General features: G+C 60.0%; 17 protein-coding genes. 4 read left to right on the top strand and 13 right to left on the bottom strand.

What is annotated here, in order from left to right; all coding sequences use genetic code 11:
• Positions 1-72: 72 nt before the first annotated feature.
• Positions 73-840 carry a PepSY domain-containing protein gene (locus JW799_RS14790; protein WP_205430458.1) on the top strand — a complete coding sequence of 256 codons (768 nt, stop codon included), beginning with the start codon at positions 73-75 and terminating at the stop codon, positions 838-840.
• A gap of 200 nt (positions 841-1,040) precedes the next feature.
• Entirely contained in the window at positions 1,041-2,612 is a 1,572-nt protein-coding gene (locus tag JW799_RS14785) for an ATP-binding protein (protein ID WP_205430456.1), read from the top strand.
• A gap of 81 nt (positions 2,613-2,693) precedes the next feature.
• Here JW799_RS14785 and JW799_RS14780 read toward each other — a convergent pair whose 3' ends face one another.
• Positions 2,694-3,818: a VanZ family protein gene (locus JW799_RS14780; protein ID WP_080834746.1), complete on the bottom strand. Its 1,125-nt coding sequence runs from the start codon at positions 3,816-3,818 to the stop codon at positions 2,694-2,696.
• Between the two features lie 368 nt (positions 3,819-4,186).
• Here JW799_RS14780 and JW799_RS14775 point away from each other — a divergent pair, with 368 nt between their 5' ends.
• Positions 4,187-4,675: an eCIS core domain-containing protein gene (locus JW799_RS14775; RefSeq protein WP_205430454.1), complete on the top strand. Its 489-nt coding sequence runs from the start codon at positions 4,187-4,189 to the stop codon at positions 4,673-4,675.
• Between the two features lie 27 nt (positions 4,676-4,702).
• On the opposite strand, the gene JW799_RS14770 is transcribed toward JW799_RS14775, so the two are convergent.
• Positions 4,703-5,518, bottom strand: a complete 816-nt coding sequence (locus JW799_RS14770; RefSeq protein WP_080834749.1) for an aspartate dehydrogenase — start codon at positions 5,516-5,518, stop codon at positions 4,703-4,705.
• Positions 5,519-5,649: 131 nt separating this feature from the next.
• On the opposite strand from JW799_RS14770, the gene JW799_RS14765 reads away from it, so the two are divergent.
• The gene (locus JW799_RS14765) at positions 5,650-5,985 is read left to right on the top strand and encodes a 2Fe-2S iron-sulfur cluster-binding protein (RefSeq protein WP_080834751.1); all 336 of its coding nucleotides are present in this window, start codon (positions 5,650-5,652) and stop codon (positions 5,983-5,985) included.
• Positions 5,986-6,086: 101 nt separating this feature from the next.
• Here JW799_RS14765 and JW799_RS14760 read toward each other — a convergent pair whose 3' ends face one another.
• The 11 genes from JW799_RS14760 to JW799_RS14710 all read right to left on the bottom strand — a co-directional run bounded on the left by JW799_RS14760 (position 6,087) and on the right by JW799_RS14710 (position 15,579).
• On the bottom strand, positions 6,087-6,386 hold the full coding sequence (locus JW799_RS14760; RefSeq protein ID WP_080834752.1) for a hypothetical protein: 300 nt from the start codon (positions 6,384-6,386) through the stop codon (positions 6,087-6,089).
• A gap of 30 nt (positions 6,387-6,416) precedes the next feature.
• Positions 6,417-6,701 (bottom strand): 2Fe-2S iron-sulfur cluster-binding protein, encoded by a 285-nt coding sequence (locus tag JW799_RS14755; RefSeq protein ID WP_080834754.1) that lies wholly within the window; start codon positions 6,699-6,701, stop codon positions 6,417-6,419.
• A 20-nt stretch (positions 6,702-6,721) separates the two neighbouring features.
• On the bottom strand, positions 6,722-7,411 hold the full coding sequence (locus JW799_RS14750; RefSeq protein WP_080834755.1) for a GntR family transcriptional regulator: 690 nt from the start codon (positions 7,409-7,411) through the stop codon (positions 6,722-6,724).
• 84 nt (positions 7,412-7,495) lie between these two features.
• Positions 7,496-7,969: a GlcG/HbpS family heme-binding protein gene (locus JW799_RS14745; RefSeq protein ID WP_080834757.1), complete on the bottom strand. Its 474-nt coding sequence runs from the start codon at positions 7,967-7,969 to the stop codon at positions 7,496-7,498.
• A gap of 40 nt (positions 7,970-8,009) precedes the next feature.
• Positions 8,010-9,503 (bottom strand): aldehyde dehydrogenase family protein, encoded by a 1,494-nt coding sequence (locus tag JW799_RS14740; RefSeq protein ID WP_080834759.1) that lies wholly within the window; start codon positions 9,501-9,503, stop codon positions 8,010-8,012.
• Positions 9,504-9,629: 126 nt separating this feature from the next.
• Positions 9,630-10,340: an iron-containing redox enzyme family protein gene (locus tag JW799_RS14735; protein ID WP_080834761.1), complete on the bottom strand. Its 711-nt coding sequence runs from the start codon at positions 10,338-10,340 to the stop codon at positions 9,630-9,632.
• A gap of 58 nt (positions 10,341-10,398) precedes the next feature.
• On the bottom strand, positions 10,399-11,946 hold the full coding sequence (locus JW799_RS14730; RefSeq protein ID WP_080834763.1) for a hypothetical protein: 1,548 nt from the start codon (positions 11,944-11,946) through the stop codon (positions 10,399-10,401).
• A 1-nt stretch (position 11,947) separates the two neighbouring features.
• Positions 11,948-12,694 carry a creatininase family protein gene (locus JW799_RS14725; RefSeq protein WP_080834765.1) on the bottom strand — a complete coding sequence of 249 codons (747 nt, stop codon included), beginning with the start codon at positions 12,692-12,694 and terminating at the stop codon, positions 11,948-11,950.
• Positions 12,695-12,843: 149 nt separating this feature from the next.
• Complete coding sequence (locus JW799_RS14720) at positions 12,844-13,707, bottom strand: ABC transporter permease (RefSeq protein WP_205430453.1); 864 nt, start codon at positions 13,705-13,707, stop codon at positions 12,844-12,846.
• Positions 13,688-14,467, bottom strand: a complete 780-nt coding sequence (locus JW799_RS14715) for an ABC transporter ATP-binding protein (RefSeq protein WP_080834769.1) — start codon at positions 14,465-14,467, stop codon at positions 13,688-13,690. Before JW799_RS14715 ends, JW799_RS14720 begins: the two co-directional genes overlap by 20 nt.
• Before the next feature lie 5 nt (positions 14,468-14,472).
• Positions 14,473-15,579 (bottom strand): ABC transporter substrate-binding protein, encoded by a 1,107-nt coding sequence (locus JW799_RS14710; RefSeq protein WP_240353293.1) that lies wholly within the window; start codon positions 15,577-15,579, stop codon positions 14,473-14,475.
• Positions 15,580-15,589: the final 10 nt, after the last annotated feature.

The raw sequence follows: 15,589 nt of genomic DNA, 5'->3' as shown, positions 1-15,589 counted from the left end.
TCTTAACCCGCTCCTCTCATTTCGATGGCGTAAAGTAGACTTGCAATCGAAACCCGCGAGAGGAGCATTTACATGAAGAACAAGAGGAACATGCGCATTATCGCTCTGTCCGCAGCCGTCATCGCGCTTGGAGCCGCCGGCATCGGCGCCGTGTCGACGAGCTTCGCGGCGGACAAAAAACTCATCGGCGTCGAACGGGCGAAGCAGCTGGCGCTTGCGGCCGTGGACGGCCAGGTCGAGAGCATCGAATTGGACCGGGATTTCGGCCAGGTTTACTATGACGTTGATATCGAGAAAAACCGCCGGGAGTACGAAGTCCGCATCGACGCCTACACCGGGAAAACGCTGCGTTCGGGACTCGACGACGATGACGACGATGACGGCCGCGTTCGCCAATCGGCGGTCATCGTCGAATCGGCAGGCTCGACGGGCAGCGAAGCCAGCGCGGCCGGCAGCGCGTACGGGAACGGCGCGGCCAACGGCACCGCAGCTGGCGGCGGCACGGCAGGCAACGGTTCCCCCGCGGGGGTCAGCTCGGCGAGCGGCACGGCAAGCGCCTCCGGCAAAACGCCGATTTCGGCGGAGCAAGCCGCTAAAATTGCCGCCGAACAAGTATCCGGAACCGTTGTGCGCGCCAAGCTGGAGTCCGACGACGGCGTACGCCATTACGAGGTCAAATTCAGAACGGCCCGGGGCGAAGCCGAGGTGGAGGTGCATACCGATACCGGCAGCATTCTTTCCATCGAATATGATGACGACGATGACGACGACGATGATGACGACGACGTTGATTTCGACGATAACTTCGACGATGACTTCGACGATCGCGACGACGATTGATTCCCCGCCTTGATTTCTGAAAAAAACGGTCCGACGCGACCGTTTTTTTGTTTTTTTCTAGCCAAAACTCCGTCCTCCATAATTTAGGAAATTCAACGATATCTCTCTCGGATTCATGTATAATGATGAAAAATAGTCGTTCGGCTGGACAGCCCTCGCGCCTTTTGGACAGGAATTCAGATAGATCGGAGGAGCCCTACATGCACTGGACCGAAAATTCGCAACCGTCAAGAAAAAGCGACGTTCATCTGAGCCAACTGGCATCGGTAGGCCAAATTGCTGCGGGGATCGCCCATGAGGTCAAAAATCCGTTGACGGCCGTTAAAGGCTTTCTGCAGCTGCTGAAAGAACGAAACGAACAAAAATATATCGAGATCGCCCAAAGCGAGTTGGAAAACGCGATCGCGGTGCTGCAAAACCTGCTTCAAATGTCCAAGCCCGATCTGGAAGAGCCCTTCGTATCGCTCGACCTGACCGTGGAGCTGGAGTCGCTGACCCAGCTGTTCCAGGATCAATTTTACCGCGTCACGGTCGTCAAACATTTTCAACATCCGGGCACCTTTATCGTCTGCAAGAAAAACCAGATCAAAAAAGCGCTGTTCAATTTGCTGAAGAACGCCTTCGAAGCCATACCGGACAAGGGCACGATCACGATCGGGCAGTCCGCCTCCGAAAGCGAAGTCACGATATACATACAGGATAACGGCAGCGGAATTCCGAAAAAAAAGCTCGAACTGCTGGGCACTCCTTTTTTCACGACGAAAGAAAACGGAACCGGCATGGGGTTGACGTTCGTCTTTTCGGTCATTCATCAGAATAACGGCACGATCAAAGTGGAAAGCGAAGAAAGCGTCGGAACGAAATTCACGATTTCGTTTCCTCTTACAAAGGACGATAGCGTCAGAAGAGAGGCGGCGGTATTGTTGCAGTTGGAAAGGACCGAGAACGGCAGCTTGAAGGAGTTTTTCGAACATAACCGGAGCGCTTTCGAGGAAAGGCTGCTCGCGGAAGCGGTCAACGTGCGGGAAAAAATCGACGAAATCATGGCGATCGGCAACATCGATTTGGTGGCTAACGCCCACAAGCTCGTGCTGTACATCGTCGAAGGCAGAGAGCACGAGGTCGTCTCGTTCGCCAGAACGGAAGGAATCAGCTGGGCCAAGCATTCCCTGACCCTCGCGTTCAAGCTGGAATGGATTCAGGCCGTGCGGCGCGTGATGTGGAACTTTCTCTACAACTACGATCTGATGAACGACTATCTGGGCAGCAAGGAGCAGTTTTACGATTTGGAAAAGCGCATCAACGAATTGATGGATCTGTTTCTGAGCCATTTTTTCATGAGCTATTCCCAGTTCAAGGACAACTTGATCCGCGCGCAGCAGGAGATCGTGGAGGATCTTTCCGTCCCCATCATCCCGGTTACGCCTTCGACCGCCATTTTGCCGCTGATCGGCGACGTCGACTTGCACCGGTCGGCCGCGATCGAGGACAAAGTCATTTCGCATCTGGGCGACCGCCGGATCGAATCGTTGATCATCGACCTTTCCGGCGTCTTGAAGATGGAGGCCGAAGTGATCGTCCGCCTCATTCGCATGATCGACGGAATTAAAATGATGGGCTGCCAAACGACGATCACGGGGCTCAGGCCGAAAACCGTAAAGATCATGATTTCTTCGGACCTTACGTTTACGCATAAAGCGATGACCAAAGGAACGCTGCAGCAGGCGCTGGCCGAGCATTTGCTGCAAGACAAAGACGCGAAAGGCGCTTGAACCGCTTGAAAAATGCCGGATTTTTTGCGAACGGACGGAAGAGGCCGGCATTTTCCGGATGAGGACGCAGACGTGCGAACGTCAGTTTTCATCCTTTTTGCCGGCTTCCGCCCGATCCCCCGGTCCGTCCACCGCATGGCTCGTCCCGCTCCGAACCTCGTAAAAAAGACGCCGGTTCCGGTTGAACAGGCACTTCAGCAAATGAACGGCAAACGCCGCATTGAGCGCGAACAGGCCGACGGCGTACAGCATCAGCAAGGCTTTCGGAAAATAGCGAACGCCGTAGACGACGAACAGCACGTTCGGCCCTCCCGCCAGGACATACAGCAGGCCGTAACGGGCGCCGAGCTCGCCGATGCCGATCCGTTCTCCCTTCCCCTTCAGCCGGATGCGCACCATCCACTTGCCGAATGTCCTTCCCTCGGTGAAATAGGGCAGGACGATAAAGTAGAAGACGATAAGGACGATATACGGGACCGGAATCCCCAAGGCGTAAAACGCGACATGGGCAGGCAGCAGGATCATCCAGTCCAGCATAAAGGCCAGGCCTCTGCGCGTGTAAATCACCCTTTTTTTCGACAGGTCGACATTTTCGTCCAGCTTGTCGACCGCCGGCAGCACCCTCGACAGCCATTCCGCCGCAACGTAGCCGACGATGCCTCCGGCCGTATTGGCCAGCAGGTCGTCCACGTCGAACAGCCTGTAAGGATAGTCGTAAATGCCGTAAATGCCCGTCACCTGCGTAACCTCGAAAAAAAGCGAAAGCCCGAACGACCAGGCCAGGCACGTCGCCCAGCGGGCGCGAAAATAATACCGCAAAAAGATGCCGAACGGCACCGTAAGCAGCACGTTAAAGACGACCTGAAGGAAAGCCCGTTCCCTGAGCAAAAGCCAGTAGGTCGCGGGGCGCTCGAAATCGACGGCCGTCTCGTTCAGAATATCCTGCACGAAATGGAAGGGGATCCATTGCGCGTAGGATTCCGCCGCCGGAGGATCGTTATGGATCGTTGCGGGCAGCGGAAGAAGGATCAAATAAACGGCGTTCAGCAAATATAGCAGGAACAAAAACAGCGTTACGGCCCGGACTTTGTGAACGTAGCCGTACCTGCGGTATTGCACGATCAGGAACGGCAGCGTAAACAGCAGCGCCGCCGCGGGAAAAGACAAAAACGCGTACGAAATCGGAAACAGGTAAGACTCGAGCATGGAACCTCCCGGCCGGCGACATCATGTCGGCATTCCGCCGCTCTTAGGAGTTTACTTGCCCGTATGCTCAAAATCAACCTTTCGCCGTTTAAATTTAGTTTAAAAATAAGTAAGGGGAGCATGCTTCGGAGCCGGATTCGAGGTATACTAGAGTCAGCCATTTTTTGGAGAGAAGGGCGTGGATTCGTGAAACGTTCCCGCGAACATAAAAAAGCCCCGGCCGACGCCATGCCGGGCAAAAACGCCGAGCCCCCCGCTCGGCGCGCTCGTCCGCCGGCCCGGCGCGGCCCGGCGGGCAGACGGACGGGCGCGGCGCTTGGCCGACGGGCGAATGGCCGGGCGCGGCCGGCAATCAGGCCGCGCTGCAGATGATTCGGAACCCGAACCCCGATCGGTCCGAGGCCGCGCCGAAGCAGCGGCTGGCCGACCCGAACCGGCTGCCGCTGGAAGTTCAGGCGAAGATGGAGATGGCCATGGATGCCGACTTCTCCGACGTCACCATCCATCCGAATTCCGCTTCCGCCGCCCAGGTCGGGGCGCTTGCCTACGCGCAAGGCACGGATATTCACTTCGCGCCGGGCCAGTACGATCCGTTCAGCCGGAAAGGCCAGCAAATGATCGGGCACGAGCTTGCCCATGTCGTCCAGCAGAAGGCCGGACGGGTCGCTCCCACGGGGAGGACGGCGTCCGGGGCGTTGCTGAACGAAAGTCCCCATCTGGAAAAGGAAGCCGACGCGTTGGGCGCGAAAGCGGCCGACACGTCGATTCCGGCTTCGTCCGCGATTCAACGAATGGTCGACCGGACCGGCGCTCCGCCGACCGCGAGAGGATCGCGCGGCATGCTCATTCAGTGGTAGCCGGGGGCGCAGACGATTCGGCACGGCTTATATCCCGATCACGATCGGGGCGGTAAACTGGCGAATCGCCTTGACGACGCTCATCGCGACGATGACGCCCGTTTTCGGATTCGCGGCGGACGGCGCGTTGCGGACTTCGAGCTCGATTCGCCCGAACGTTCCCTCGGCTTCGATGCGGTGCGCGTTATGGCTTATCGTCGGATCGACATGCACGCTCACCCTCGTCGCATCCATTCCGATGCCGGCTAGGCTGAGCGCGGCGGAAACGTTGACGCTCTCGGGAAACCGCCTCGCCGCCTCCCGGGCGGCGCCTTCGAATACGCAAACCGGCTCGGACAACGAGGCCAAATCGATCTGCCGCTCGACCGGCGTTCCGATCCAGGCGGCGGGCGGCTTGCGAGTAACGAGCCGCACCTCCCCCATCGGTCCGAGACTGGCCGCCGCAATCCGGTCGAGCCCGCCGATCGCCGCCGACGGAACGAGCACCTGCCGCCCCGCTTCCGCGGCGGCGGCGGTCAAGCGCGCGAGCAGCGCTTCGTCGGCCAGCGCCCCCGCGCTGACGACGATCAGGTGCGCGCCTTCGGCGAGCGCCGCTTCCGCATAGCCGCGAACGGCGGCATGGCCCGCGCATTCCACGACGATATCCGGCCTGCAACGCCACAACTCCGCCGCCTCGTTCGTGACCAACACGCCGTCTCCGGCCTCATCTTTCCTAACCTTGTCCGGATTGCGGACCAGGATGCCGACGAGCCTCGCTCGTCCCGCCTTCCCTTCCCCAAGCATTGCCGCAATATCTCTGCCGATCGCTCCGAAGCCGATCAGTCCGACCCTTGCTTGTTCCATGCGAACCTTCCTCCCCCGCCGCGAAAGGGCTACTTTCGATAGCTGCATCCTATCACGCAAATTGTATTTGGTATACCAAATGCCATTGATTTGTGGTAAACTGGGCATATACCCATAAGGAGGGATTCCGCATGCCGACCGTCACTTTCCAAACTTCCGGCAAATCGATCGAAGTCGCCCAAGACGCCAACCTGCTCCGAACGTCCATCCGCTACGAGGGCTCCGTCCCTTACAAATGCGGAGGGGGCATCTGCGGCACCTGCAAGGTGCGCATCGTCGACGGGTTCGAGTTTCTGTCCAAAACGATGAAGAAGGAAGTCGACCGGCTCGGTCCGGAATGGCTCGAACAAGGCTACCGGCTCGCCTGTCAGACGTTCGTCAGCGGCGACGTGACGATCGCGTGGGGCGACGAAGACCTCGAACGGCTGAACAAAATCGCCCAGCGGCGCATTCAGGCGGCGCAGTAGCGAAGCCTCCTTCCTCCAACAAACGAACCGGCTGTCGTCCTCGGCAGCCGGTTCATCGTTTGTCCCTCGCCGTCGCCGAACCGAATGTTGCGGCAAACGCCTCAGCCCACTTTGACGATTTTGCTCTCTTCGTCGATATCGAGCTCGTAGATTTCCTTTTCGATCTCGGCCGTCGTTTCGAATTTCGGGAACACCTTGAGCGGGATGCTGTTGTCCGGAAACACTTCCGCAACCCCCTGGATGACGATGCGGGCGTCCGGGTTTTTGATTTTGCAAACGGAGAAGGTCGTCTTCTTCTTGCCGAAAAAGTAATACTCGTAGTCCGCCACCTTCTCGAGACACGGGTTTTCGGTAACCGTGCGATAGCGTTCCGTCGTCGAAAGCATGACATATTGGCTCATTTTGCGAATGCCCTCCGTTCGTGGCCGCGTTCAATCCTGGCTTATTTCCAGATCGTGCGCGATAAAAAGCTGGCAGGCAAGACGGTATCCGCCCGCTAGCCTGTCGCCGAGCATTTTGGTTTCTTTCCAATTCGGCTCCGGAAGTCCCTCCGCTCCCGACAGGACCCGGACCGCGCACTTCGTGCACTTGCCCATCCCGCAGCCGTATTTCAAGTTCGGAAATTTGCGTATTCCGGCCAGTACGACCAGGTTGCTGTTCGGCTCGACCTCCTGCCGATAAATCCGTCCGTTGTGATGCAGGGTAATCGCAGGCATAAAGCAACCTCCAACTCATCCTATCCCGCGGTTTTGCCGAGGGCCTCCAAATACGCCTTTTTGGCGTTTTCCAGATGAACTTTGATATACGTTTCCGCCAGATCGGCCTCTCCGTCCCGCACCGCCCGGATCAAATCCCGATGCTCCTCGGTCGCCTTGCGCTGGCGGCCGGGGAGATCGTACCCCACCTGGACGAACGAGCGGATATAGTCGGACAGATCGTCCAGCATCGCGGCCAGGCGCGGGCTTTTGGCGGCGCGGCAAACGACGTCGTTGATGGCAAAATGGAACTTCCACCGCTCCTTTTCGAAATCGTTGTCCGGCGCCGCCAGCGCCTGCTCGATTTCCTCGAGAATGCGGCTCATTTCCTCCCGCTGCGCGGCGTCGGCCTTCTGCGCGGCCTGCTTCATCGCCAGGCCTTCGAGCGCGGATAATATCGTAAAAATCTCGACGATTTCCTCCGGCGACAGCGAAGAAACGACGACGCCCTTGCGCGGCAGCGTTTTGACGAAGCCTTGCGTTTCCAGGCGAAACAGCGCCTCCCGGATCGGCGTGCGGCTGACGTTCAGCTGGTCGGCAAGCTCGCGCTCGACGATGCGGTCGCCCGACTTGTAAACGCCCGCGACGATGGATTGCTTGATATATTCGTAAACTTTGTCCCGGATCGGGCTCAATTCTTCTTCTTTCCATACGAGCGGCGCATCTGGCATCTGGTATACCTCCGCATGCTGTTTTCCCCAGTGTAGCCCATTCATGCGGCCGCTTCAACCGAATTCGTTCCTCCTTTGCCCGGATTACAGCTTGATGTCGGCCTCGACCCGCACTTCGTAATCGGGACCCAAATGCGCTTGCAGCGCGGCAAGCGCGGCCGTGCCGACGGCAATATCCTGCTCCCCGTTTCCGCCGCTGACGCCGACGCCGCCGATCACCTCCCCGTTGACGACGATCGGGAACCCGCCGACGAAAATCGCGAATTTCCCGGGCATCATCGCATGGATCCCGAACGCTTCCCCCGTCACGGTCGCCGGTCCCCCCGGCCGAGTGAACAGATGGGTTGAGCGTTTGTGCCCGCTCGCCGTGAACGCTTTGGCGATGGCGATTTCCGGACCGGTAATGCGCGCCCCGTTCATCCTTTCCAACGCGATGACGTATCCTCCCTCGTCGACGATGCAGATCGACTGCAGCGCGTTCGCGCCGGCCGCCGCCTTTTTCGCCGCTTCCACCATGATTTTCGCTTCCTCAAGCTCCAGCTTGAGCGCCGATTTCATTTTTGCCGCCCTCCTCGCCGTTTCCTTCCGCGACCGTCCCTTACTTGCCGCAGCAAAATTTCAGCTCCTGAACGCCGTGGTATACGGTCTTCGAACAGGTGTAAAAATCGAGCGCGTCCCTCCCGGATTCGCGGAATGTCGCCGTGCTCGACAGCTTCACGCCGCCGAACGGGGCGTTGATCGCGTTGCCGGTCGTCGTCCGGTTCACCTTGACCACCCCCGACTGGATATGGTCGATAAAATACTGCATCCGGTTGTAATCGGACGTGACGATCGAAGCCGACAAGCCGTACTCGGCGTCGTTGGCGATCCGGACCGCCTCCTTGAAGCATTTTGCTTTCAGGACCGCGAGAACCGGGCCGAAAATTTCCTCGCGGGCGATTCGCATCTCCGGCTTCGCCCCGGCGAAGATCGCCGGACGCACGTAATAGCCTTCGGCGTACTCCCCCTCCCGCAGCCATTCGCCGCCGAAAGCAAGCCTCGCCCCCTCGGCTTTCCCGATTTCGATGTAGTCCAGCACGTTGCGGAGCTGGCTTTCGTTGGCCAGCGGTCCGATATCCGCGCCGGCCGCCAGGCCGCTGCCGACGACGAGCGCTTTCGCCGCCTCGACGAGCCGCTCGACGAACTCGTCATGCACCCGCTCCATGACGATGATCCGGCTCGTGCCGGTGCACGCCTGCCCGGTCAGCTCGAACCCGCCTTTGATCGCAAGCTCGACCGCATGCCCGATGTCGGCGTCTTCGAGCACGAGCAGCGGATTTTTGCCGCCGAGCTCCATTTGCAGGCGCGTCGACAGCCTCGCGCTGCGCCGGATGCTCTCCCCCGAGGCGGTCGAGCCGGTGAACGTCACCGCCTTGACGGCGGGATGCGAGACGAGCGTCGCTCCCGTCGCCGACGCCGGGCCGGTGACGAAGTTGAGCACGCCCGGCGGCAGACCGGCGGCATGCAGCGCTTCGGCAAGGCGCAGCGCGACGAGCGGCGTGTCCGACGCCGGCTTGAAGACGACCGTGTTGCCCGCGGCGAGCGCCGGGGCGATCTTGCGGGCCGGAATGCTTAGCGGAAAGTTCCAGGGCGTAATGACCGAGACGACGCCGAGCGGTTCTTTTTTCGTATAGACGAACGTCGTCGGGTCATCGGAGGCCAGCGTCGCTCCCGCGATGTTCAGCCCCTCGAAAGCGTAGTAGCGCAGCGTCTGCGCCGACCGCTTCGCTTCCGCCTTGGCGGCGGCAAGCGGCTTGCCCTCCTCGCGCGTGATTTCCTCCGCGATTTTCGCCGCATCGGCTTCGAGCAAATCGGCCGCTTTGTACAGCAGCTCGGCCCGCTTGCCCGGCGGCGTCGCCTTCCATGCCGGGAACGCCTTGTCGGCCGCCGCGATCGCCTGCTCGACGTCGGCCGCGACGGACGCCTGAAAGCGGCCGACGATATCGGAGCGCCTCGCGGGATTCGCGCTTTCAAACGTGCGGCCGCTTGCCGATTCGGTCCATTCGCCGCCGATCAAATTTCTGTACGTTCGGATCGCCGTTTCGACTGCCATAACGCACTCCTTTCGATTCGCGTTTTCTCGATTTCGGGCATCGACGCCCTTATTCGGCTCCAAACCCACGCTGCCGATGCCGCGGCGAAAACGGCGATTTTCATCCGCCGCATCGATCGCATCCCTTCACGCGCCGAGAAATTCGCGGGAAATGCCGGCCAGGTACATCCGGCGCATCTTCGTCGCTTCTTCGACGATCCGGATGCAGCGCTGCTGCTCCTCGGCCGTCCGCGCGTATTCGAGCACGATTTGATAGCCGCGTTCGCCGTGAATTTCGTCGGACACGATGTGCAGATCGAAAAATTCCACCTCCTCGTCCGTAAAGCCGTATTTTTCGCGGAGGGTCGGCGTTTGCCGGCGGTAAATGGACGGAACCTGCGATTCCAGCCCGACGACGAGGGCGGCCGTGGCATACAGGAAATTTTCCCGCATCGCCATCCGGTAGCACCACGATTGCAGGCCGATCGTTTCCGGCAGCAGCTCCTTCATGGAAACGATACGCTCGCGGGTCGTGCCGCATGCCTCGCCGAACCGGATCAGCAGCTCCGTGTGACGATCGCCGCCCAATTCTTCTTCCCACATGTTTTGCAGCAGGAAGTCGCGGGCGTCCTCGTGCGGGCAATTCGCGTACACATAGGCCAAATACTCGGCGAACGGCCCGACGTACGCGTAGTGCTGCTCCACCCAACGGGCGAAATGCTCCTTCGTCAGCTCCCCGTTCGCCCACATCGTCGTAAACGGCGCCTTGGCGACGGCGTTGCCCTCGATCGCTTTTTCCAGCGCGGCGCGGAAGTCCTCTTTGTTCATGAATTCGGGTTTCGTCAGTACGGTCGACATATCCAGCATCTCCTCTCGACTATTTAAGTTGCATGACGATCGAAAGACCAAGCTTGTCCTAAAGCCGCCCTCCGACCTCGTGCAAAAAGATCAACACCGTCATCGATAACCCCAAATAAGCGGCCGTGTACGGGGCGTTCCAGTTGGACACCCGGTACGGACTGCGGTTGACCAGCCCCGCCATCATGCCGGCGGTCGCGTTGTAGGGTCCCATCAAAAACGCCGCAGACGCCCCGGTCAGCATGGCGATCGCCGTCAGCTCCGGAGACAGGCCCAGAACGGCCGGATCGAGCGATTCCGCCGCAAGCGCGAGGCCGACCGCCGGGTGGAGACCCGCGAACGCCAGAAGGAACGGGATGAGCGGGATCAAAAGGAGAAACGGCTCGGAGCCGATCGCCTCCTTGAGCAGCGTAAGGCCCCGGTTCAATCCGTGCCCCGCTCCCGTGCTCTGCAGCGCGGCAATCATGAATCCGGCGCTCAAGTAGACGAAAAACGAATCCTGCATCCGAAGCAGATGCCCGGGCAGCTTCTCTCCCGCCGCCTTCAGAAACAACCTCCCCTTGCCGAGCAGCGCCGACCAAACAAAAGCAAACGGAACGACCGATAGCGACACCAGCAAAAGAAATCCGGCTTGCGTCATTCGCTCCAGCAGCGCGACAAGCGCGTTGAACGCCACGATGGCGAATACGATTTGCAGCGGGTTTCTTGGCATTTCTCCGCCTTTCGCACCGAAGGACGGGTCCGGCAGCGCCCAAGCGGCCCTTGATGCCGATCCCGCGGCCGCCTCCCGATTCGACGGCGACTCTCCCGCGGCCTTTCCCGCTTCCCGCCCGTTCGCCAAATCGTCCCCGTCTTCCGGCGGCTCGGCGGCGGCCGCGAGTTCGGCTGCCCCGGTTCCGCGCGGCGTTCCGGCCTCCCGCTCCTTCCGGCTTCTCGCCCGGCGCTTCGCGATCCACATGCCCATGCCGCAATCGAGCGCAAGGCCCAGCATGCTGAGCGGGATGACGATCGGCAATATCGCCCCCCAGCGCACGCCCGTCATCTCGACGACGATGCCCATGATCGGGGCGATCGGAGACCAGAGCACCGGCAGGCTGTAGCCGTGCGTAATGGCCCGGCTGATGAACCGGTCCCGCTCCTCGATCGGATACGCGTCAAGCGACGGCCGGATCGTCTGGTGAACCATCGGCAGCGCGGCCAAATTCATGAACGCGCAAAACATATACGACAAGGAAGACGTGATCGCGTACAGCGTCCCCGAATGGCGGACTCGTCTCCGGATCATCGCTTGCACCCGGATCGCATACCGCCCGAGCTCGATCGGGATCGCGACAAGCGGCAGAAGAGCGAACAGGCCCAGCACGTTCATCATATAGCCGAAGCTGAATATCGCGTCCGGCACGGAAGCCCGGTTTGCCAGCAGCAGCGCCAAGCCGACGGCCAGAAACGCGGAGCCGATCGTCCGGACAAAGCCTGTCGCCGCCCGAAAAACCGCAAGCACGATCAGCAAGCTCAGCACGGACGCGAGCCGGTCAAGCCCTTCTCCCGGGAGCAGGGCCGAAACGAAGTAGACGCCGATGGCGGCAAGGAACAGCGCGGGCTTCATGCTAAAGCACGTCCCGGACGGCCTCCGCCAGCCGGTCGAGCGCCGTCTCCACCAATTCCTCGCCGAGCTCGCGGCTTGCTTTGGTCGCGTCTCCGATGCAGCCGTTGCCTGTCATTTCCTCGTAATAATAGTAACCTTGCAGCGGATTCCCCGGCCTGAGCTTCCGCCATTTCCCTTCCCGGATATCGCCCTTCGCGAGCCGGTCCAGCCTTACCAGATGCGGCGCCAAATAGAGCGCTTCGGACACTTCCCTTTCGCAGCTGTGGCCGTACAGCTTCGATTCGATCCGCCGCTCCATGACGTCTTTGGCCGATGCGGTCGTTTTGGCATAGTAAAAGTTGACGCCGAGCTCCCTCGGCAGCGTGTCGGAGGCGACGGCGAGCGCCGCCTGATTGCCTCCGTGCGAGTTCAGCACGAGCACGTTGCAAATGCCGTGCCGCTTGAGCGAAGCGGTCATGTCGCGCAAAATCGCGAGCAGCGTGGCGGGCTCCAGCGAAAGGGTGCCCGGAAAGCGCAGATGGTGCGGCGAAACGCCCATATTGACGGTCGGCGTCACGATCGCCTCCGGATACAGCCGCTCCGCCAGCCGCCTGCCCATCTCCTCGGCTAGCACCGCATCGCAGCTTTCCGCCAGGTGCGGACCGTGCTGTTCGTGCGCGCCGAGCGGGATGATCGCGATTTTGACCGTTTTCAGAGCCTGCTCGACTTCCGGCCAAGTCATTTGGGTCAGTTCGTATGCGGACGGCATTTTCAGCTCGACCCTCCTTTTTGGCGCATTGTATACCAAGAATGCTTCTACTTGATCATATGGACGATTTCCAAAACCTATGTCTTTCTCCCGCAAACGTCCGCCGGAGCGAAGCCGCTGCCCGTCCGGCGGGAGTTGACAAGATGCGTTCAGCCTTCGAAGTGGTTTCGTTTTAACGCGAAATGCCCAAGCAAAGTGACGACCCCGTACAATAAAATGGAAAGCAGCGCCAGCATCGCGATGCTGACCATGACCATATCCATTTGGAACACCTGTCCGCCGTAGATGATCAGATAGCCGAGCCCGGCTTTGGACGACAGAAATTCGCCCATGATGACGCCGACAAGCGTCAGCCCGACATTCACCTTCATCGTCGCGATCAAGTTCGGGACGCTGGCCGGCAGCAGCACGATCCGCAGCATTTGCAGCTTGCTTGCGCCGAACGATTCCATCAGCTTCAGCTTCGTTTTGCTGATTTCCTTAAAGCCCGTCTCGATCATCATGATCGTCACGATAATCGAAATCGCGATCGCCATCCCGTACACCGAGTAGCGGTCGCCGAGCCAGATGTAGAAAATCGGGCCGAGCGCCACTTTGGGGAGCGCGTTCAGGACGACCATGTACGGCTCCAGCACTTTGGACGCGTAGGTCGACCACCAGAACAGGATCGCGATCAGCGTGCCGGCAGCCATCGAGACGACGAGGCCGATCAGCGTTTCGAGCGTCGTCACCCAGGCGTGATGCAGCAGATTTCCGTCGAAAGCCAGCTCCCGAAACGATGAGACAAGCTGCGAGGGGCGGCTGGTCAGCATCGAGTCGACCCATTTCAGCGCCGCGGCAGCCTCCCACAGGCCGAGAAAAACGGCCAGCACCGCCAGGCGGGACAGAGCGATCGCCCATTTTCGCCTTCTCTGCTTTTGCAAATAGCGGACGTATTGGGGCGAAGCCGCTTGTTCGGCCCGGACAGCCGGCTCCGCGGAGACGGTCAATTCTCTAGCCGGCAGTGACGACATGGCCTTCCAGCTCCCTCCATATGGCGTTGAAATACTGATTGTAGCGGCCGGCTTCGCGCTTTTTCCACGGGGACAGCTGTTCGCCCTCCTCGAACCGGATGCGATAGATCGACGAAATCGTGCTCGGCCGCTTGGACATCACCATGACGCGGTCCGCCATGCTGATCGCTTCCGAAATGTCGTGCGTGACGAGAATCGCCGTTTTTCCCTGATCTTTGATGATGCGGTGAATGTCGTCGGCAAGCGTCAGCCGGGTCTGATAATCGAGCGCCGAAAAAGGCTCGTCGAGCAGCAATATGTCCGGCTCGGCGACAAGCGTTCGGATCAGGGCGACCCGCTGGCGCATGCCGCCCGACAGCTGCGTCGGATTGTGGCGGGCGAAGCCGCCGAGACCGTAACGTTCCAGCAGCTCCAGCGCCTTTTCCCTCGCCTTTTTTTTGTTCATGCGGCGAATTTCGGCTCCGACCAGCAGATTGCTCAGCACGTCCCGCCATTCGAACAGGTGGTCGTGCTGGAGCATGTACCCCACCTTGGGAGAAGTGCCGGTCACCTCCTTTCCGTCGATTTCGACTTTGCCCTTCGTCGGCTTTTGCATGCCGGAAATAAGGGAGAGCAGGGTGCTTTTCCCGCACCCGCTCGGCCCGACGATGCTGATGAACTCCCCTTGCTCGATCGACGCCTGGACATCCCGCAGCGCTTCGGTTTCCTGCTTCGGCGAAAAGTAACTCAGCCCCACGTCCCGCAGCTCGATTTGCGCCATCGGCCTCACGCACCTCCGATCTTTTCGACGAAGCTCATGTCGACGACCGCGCTCATGTCGGAAATTTTCTCCTCGGCCTTCAGCACGCCGTTTTCGATAAGGACGGATTGCAGCGTCTCGAACGCTTCCGCGGCAAGCTCGGGCTTCGCCGGCCACGTCCCTTGATCCTGATAACGGGTGACCGACTGGATGATCAGCTCCTTGGACGTTCCTTCGAAAAACGGCGCGAGCGCTTCGGCGATTTCGTCGTCGGAAGCCGTCTGCAGCCACTGCGTTCCTTTGGCGACCGCGTTCACGAAGCTTTGGATGATTTCCGGGTTCTCGGCGATATAATCCGAAGTCGCGACGTACGAAGTCTCCGGGAAATCGCCGAACGCTTCGCCAAGAGAAGCGGCGTAGTAGGCTTTGCCTTCCTGCACGAGCGTCGAGGCGACCGGTTCGAACAGCTGGATATAATCGCCCTGGCCGCTCGTAAAGGCGCCCGCCAAAGCGGGGGAAGCGATGTTTGTCACGACTTCCGCGTCGGTTATCCCTTTTTGAATGAGCGTCGAGTTCATGACCATCTGCGGGGCGCTGCCGGGACGCCAGCCGAGCACCGTTTTACCCGACAGGTCTTTCCAGTCGAACGCGTCCGTCGGCTCGCGGGAAAGCAGGAACGAACCGTCCTTCATCGTCAGCTGGTGAAAAATTTTGAGCGTTTTGTCGCCTTTTTGATTGTAAATATAGATGGCGGTTTCCGGACCGACGAGCGAAATGTCGGCCGTGCCGGCGATCAGCGCCGCCGCTCCCTTGTCCGAGCCTTGCGCCGTATTCATATCGACGTTAAGGCCCTCTTCTTCAAAAAAGCCCCGGGACATGGCGACGTAATGCGGAGCGTAAAAAATGGATCGAATGACCTCGGAAAACTTGATCGTGACGATTTCCTTCGGTTCGGAAGAAGCGGATTCGCTTGGCGAGGCGGACGGCGACGGCGGTGCGGAGGACGACTCCGGCGCCGAAGGACTCGCGGTTTCGCTCGCCCCGGAACCGTTTCCGCCGGAACTTCCGCATGCGGCGGCAACCATCAGCATAAGGGCGACGATAAGCGGCAAACCGATCTTTTTCATGTTCATCTGATCTCTT

It is taken from the genome of Cohnella algarum, from assembly GCF_016937515.1.
Lineage (GTDB): Bacteria > Bacillota > Bacilli > Paenibacillales > Paenibacillaceae > Cohnella > Cohnella algarum.
The sequence above is the reverse complement of the archived record's forward strand: the minus strand, read 5'-3'. Positions and strand labels throughout refer to the sequence as shown.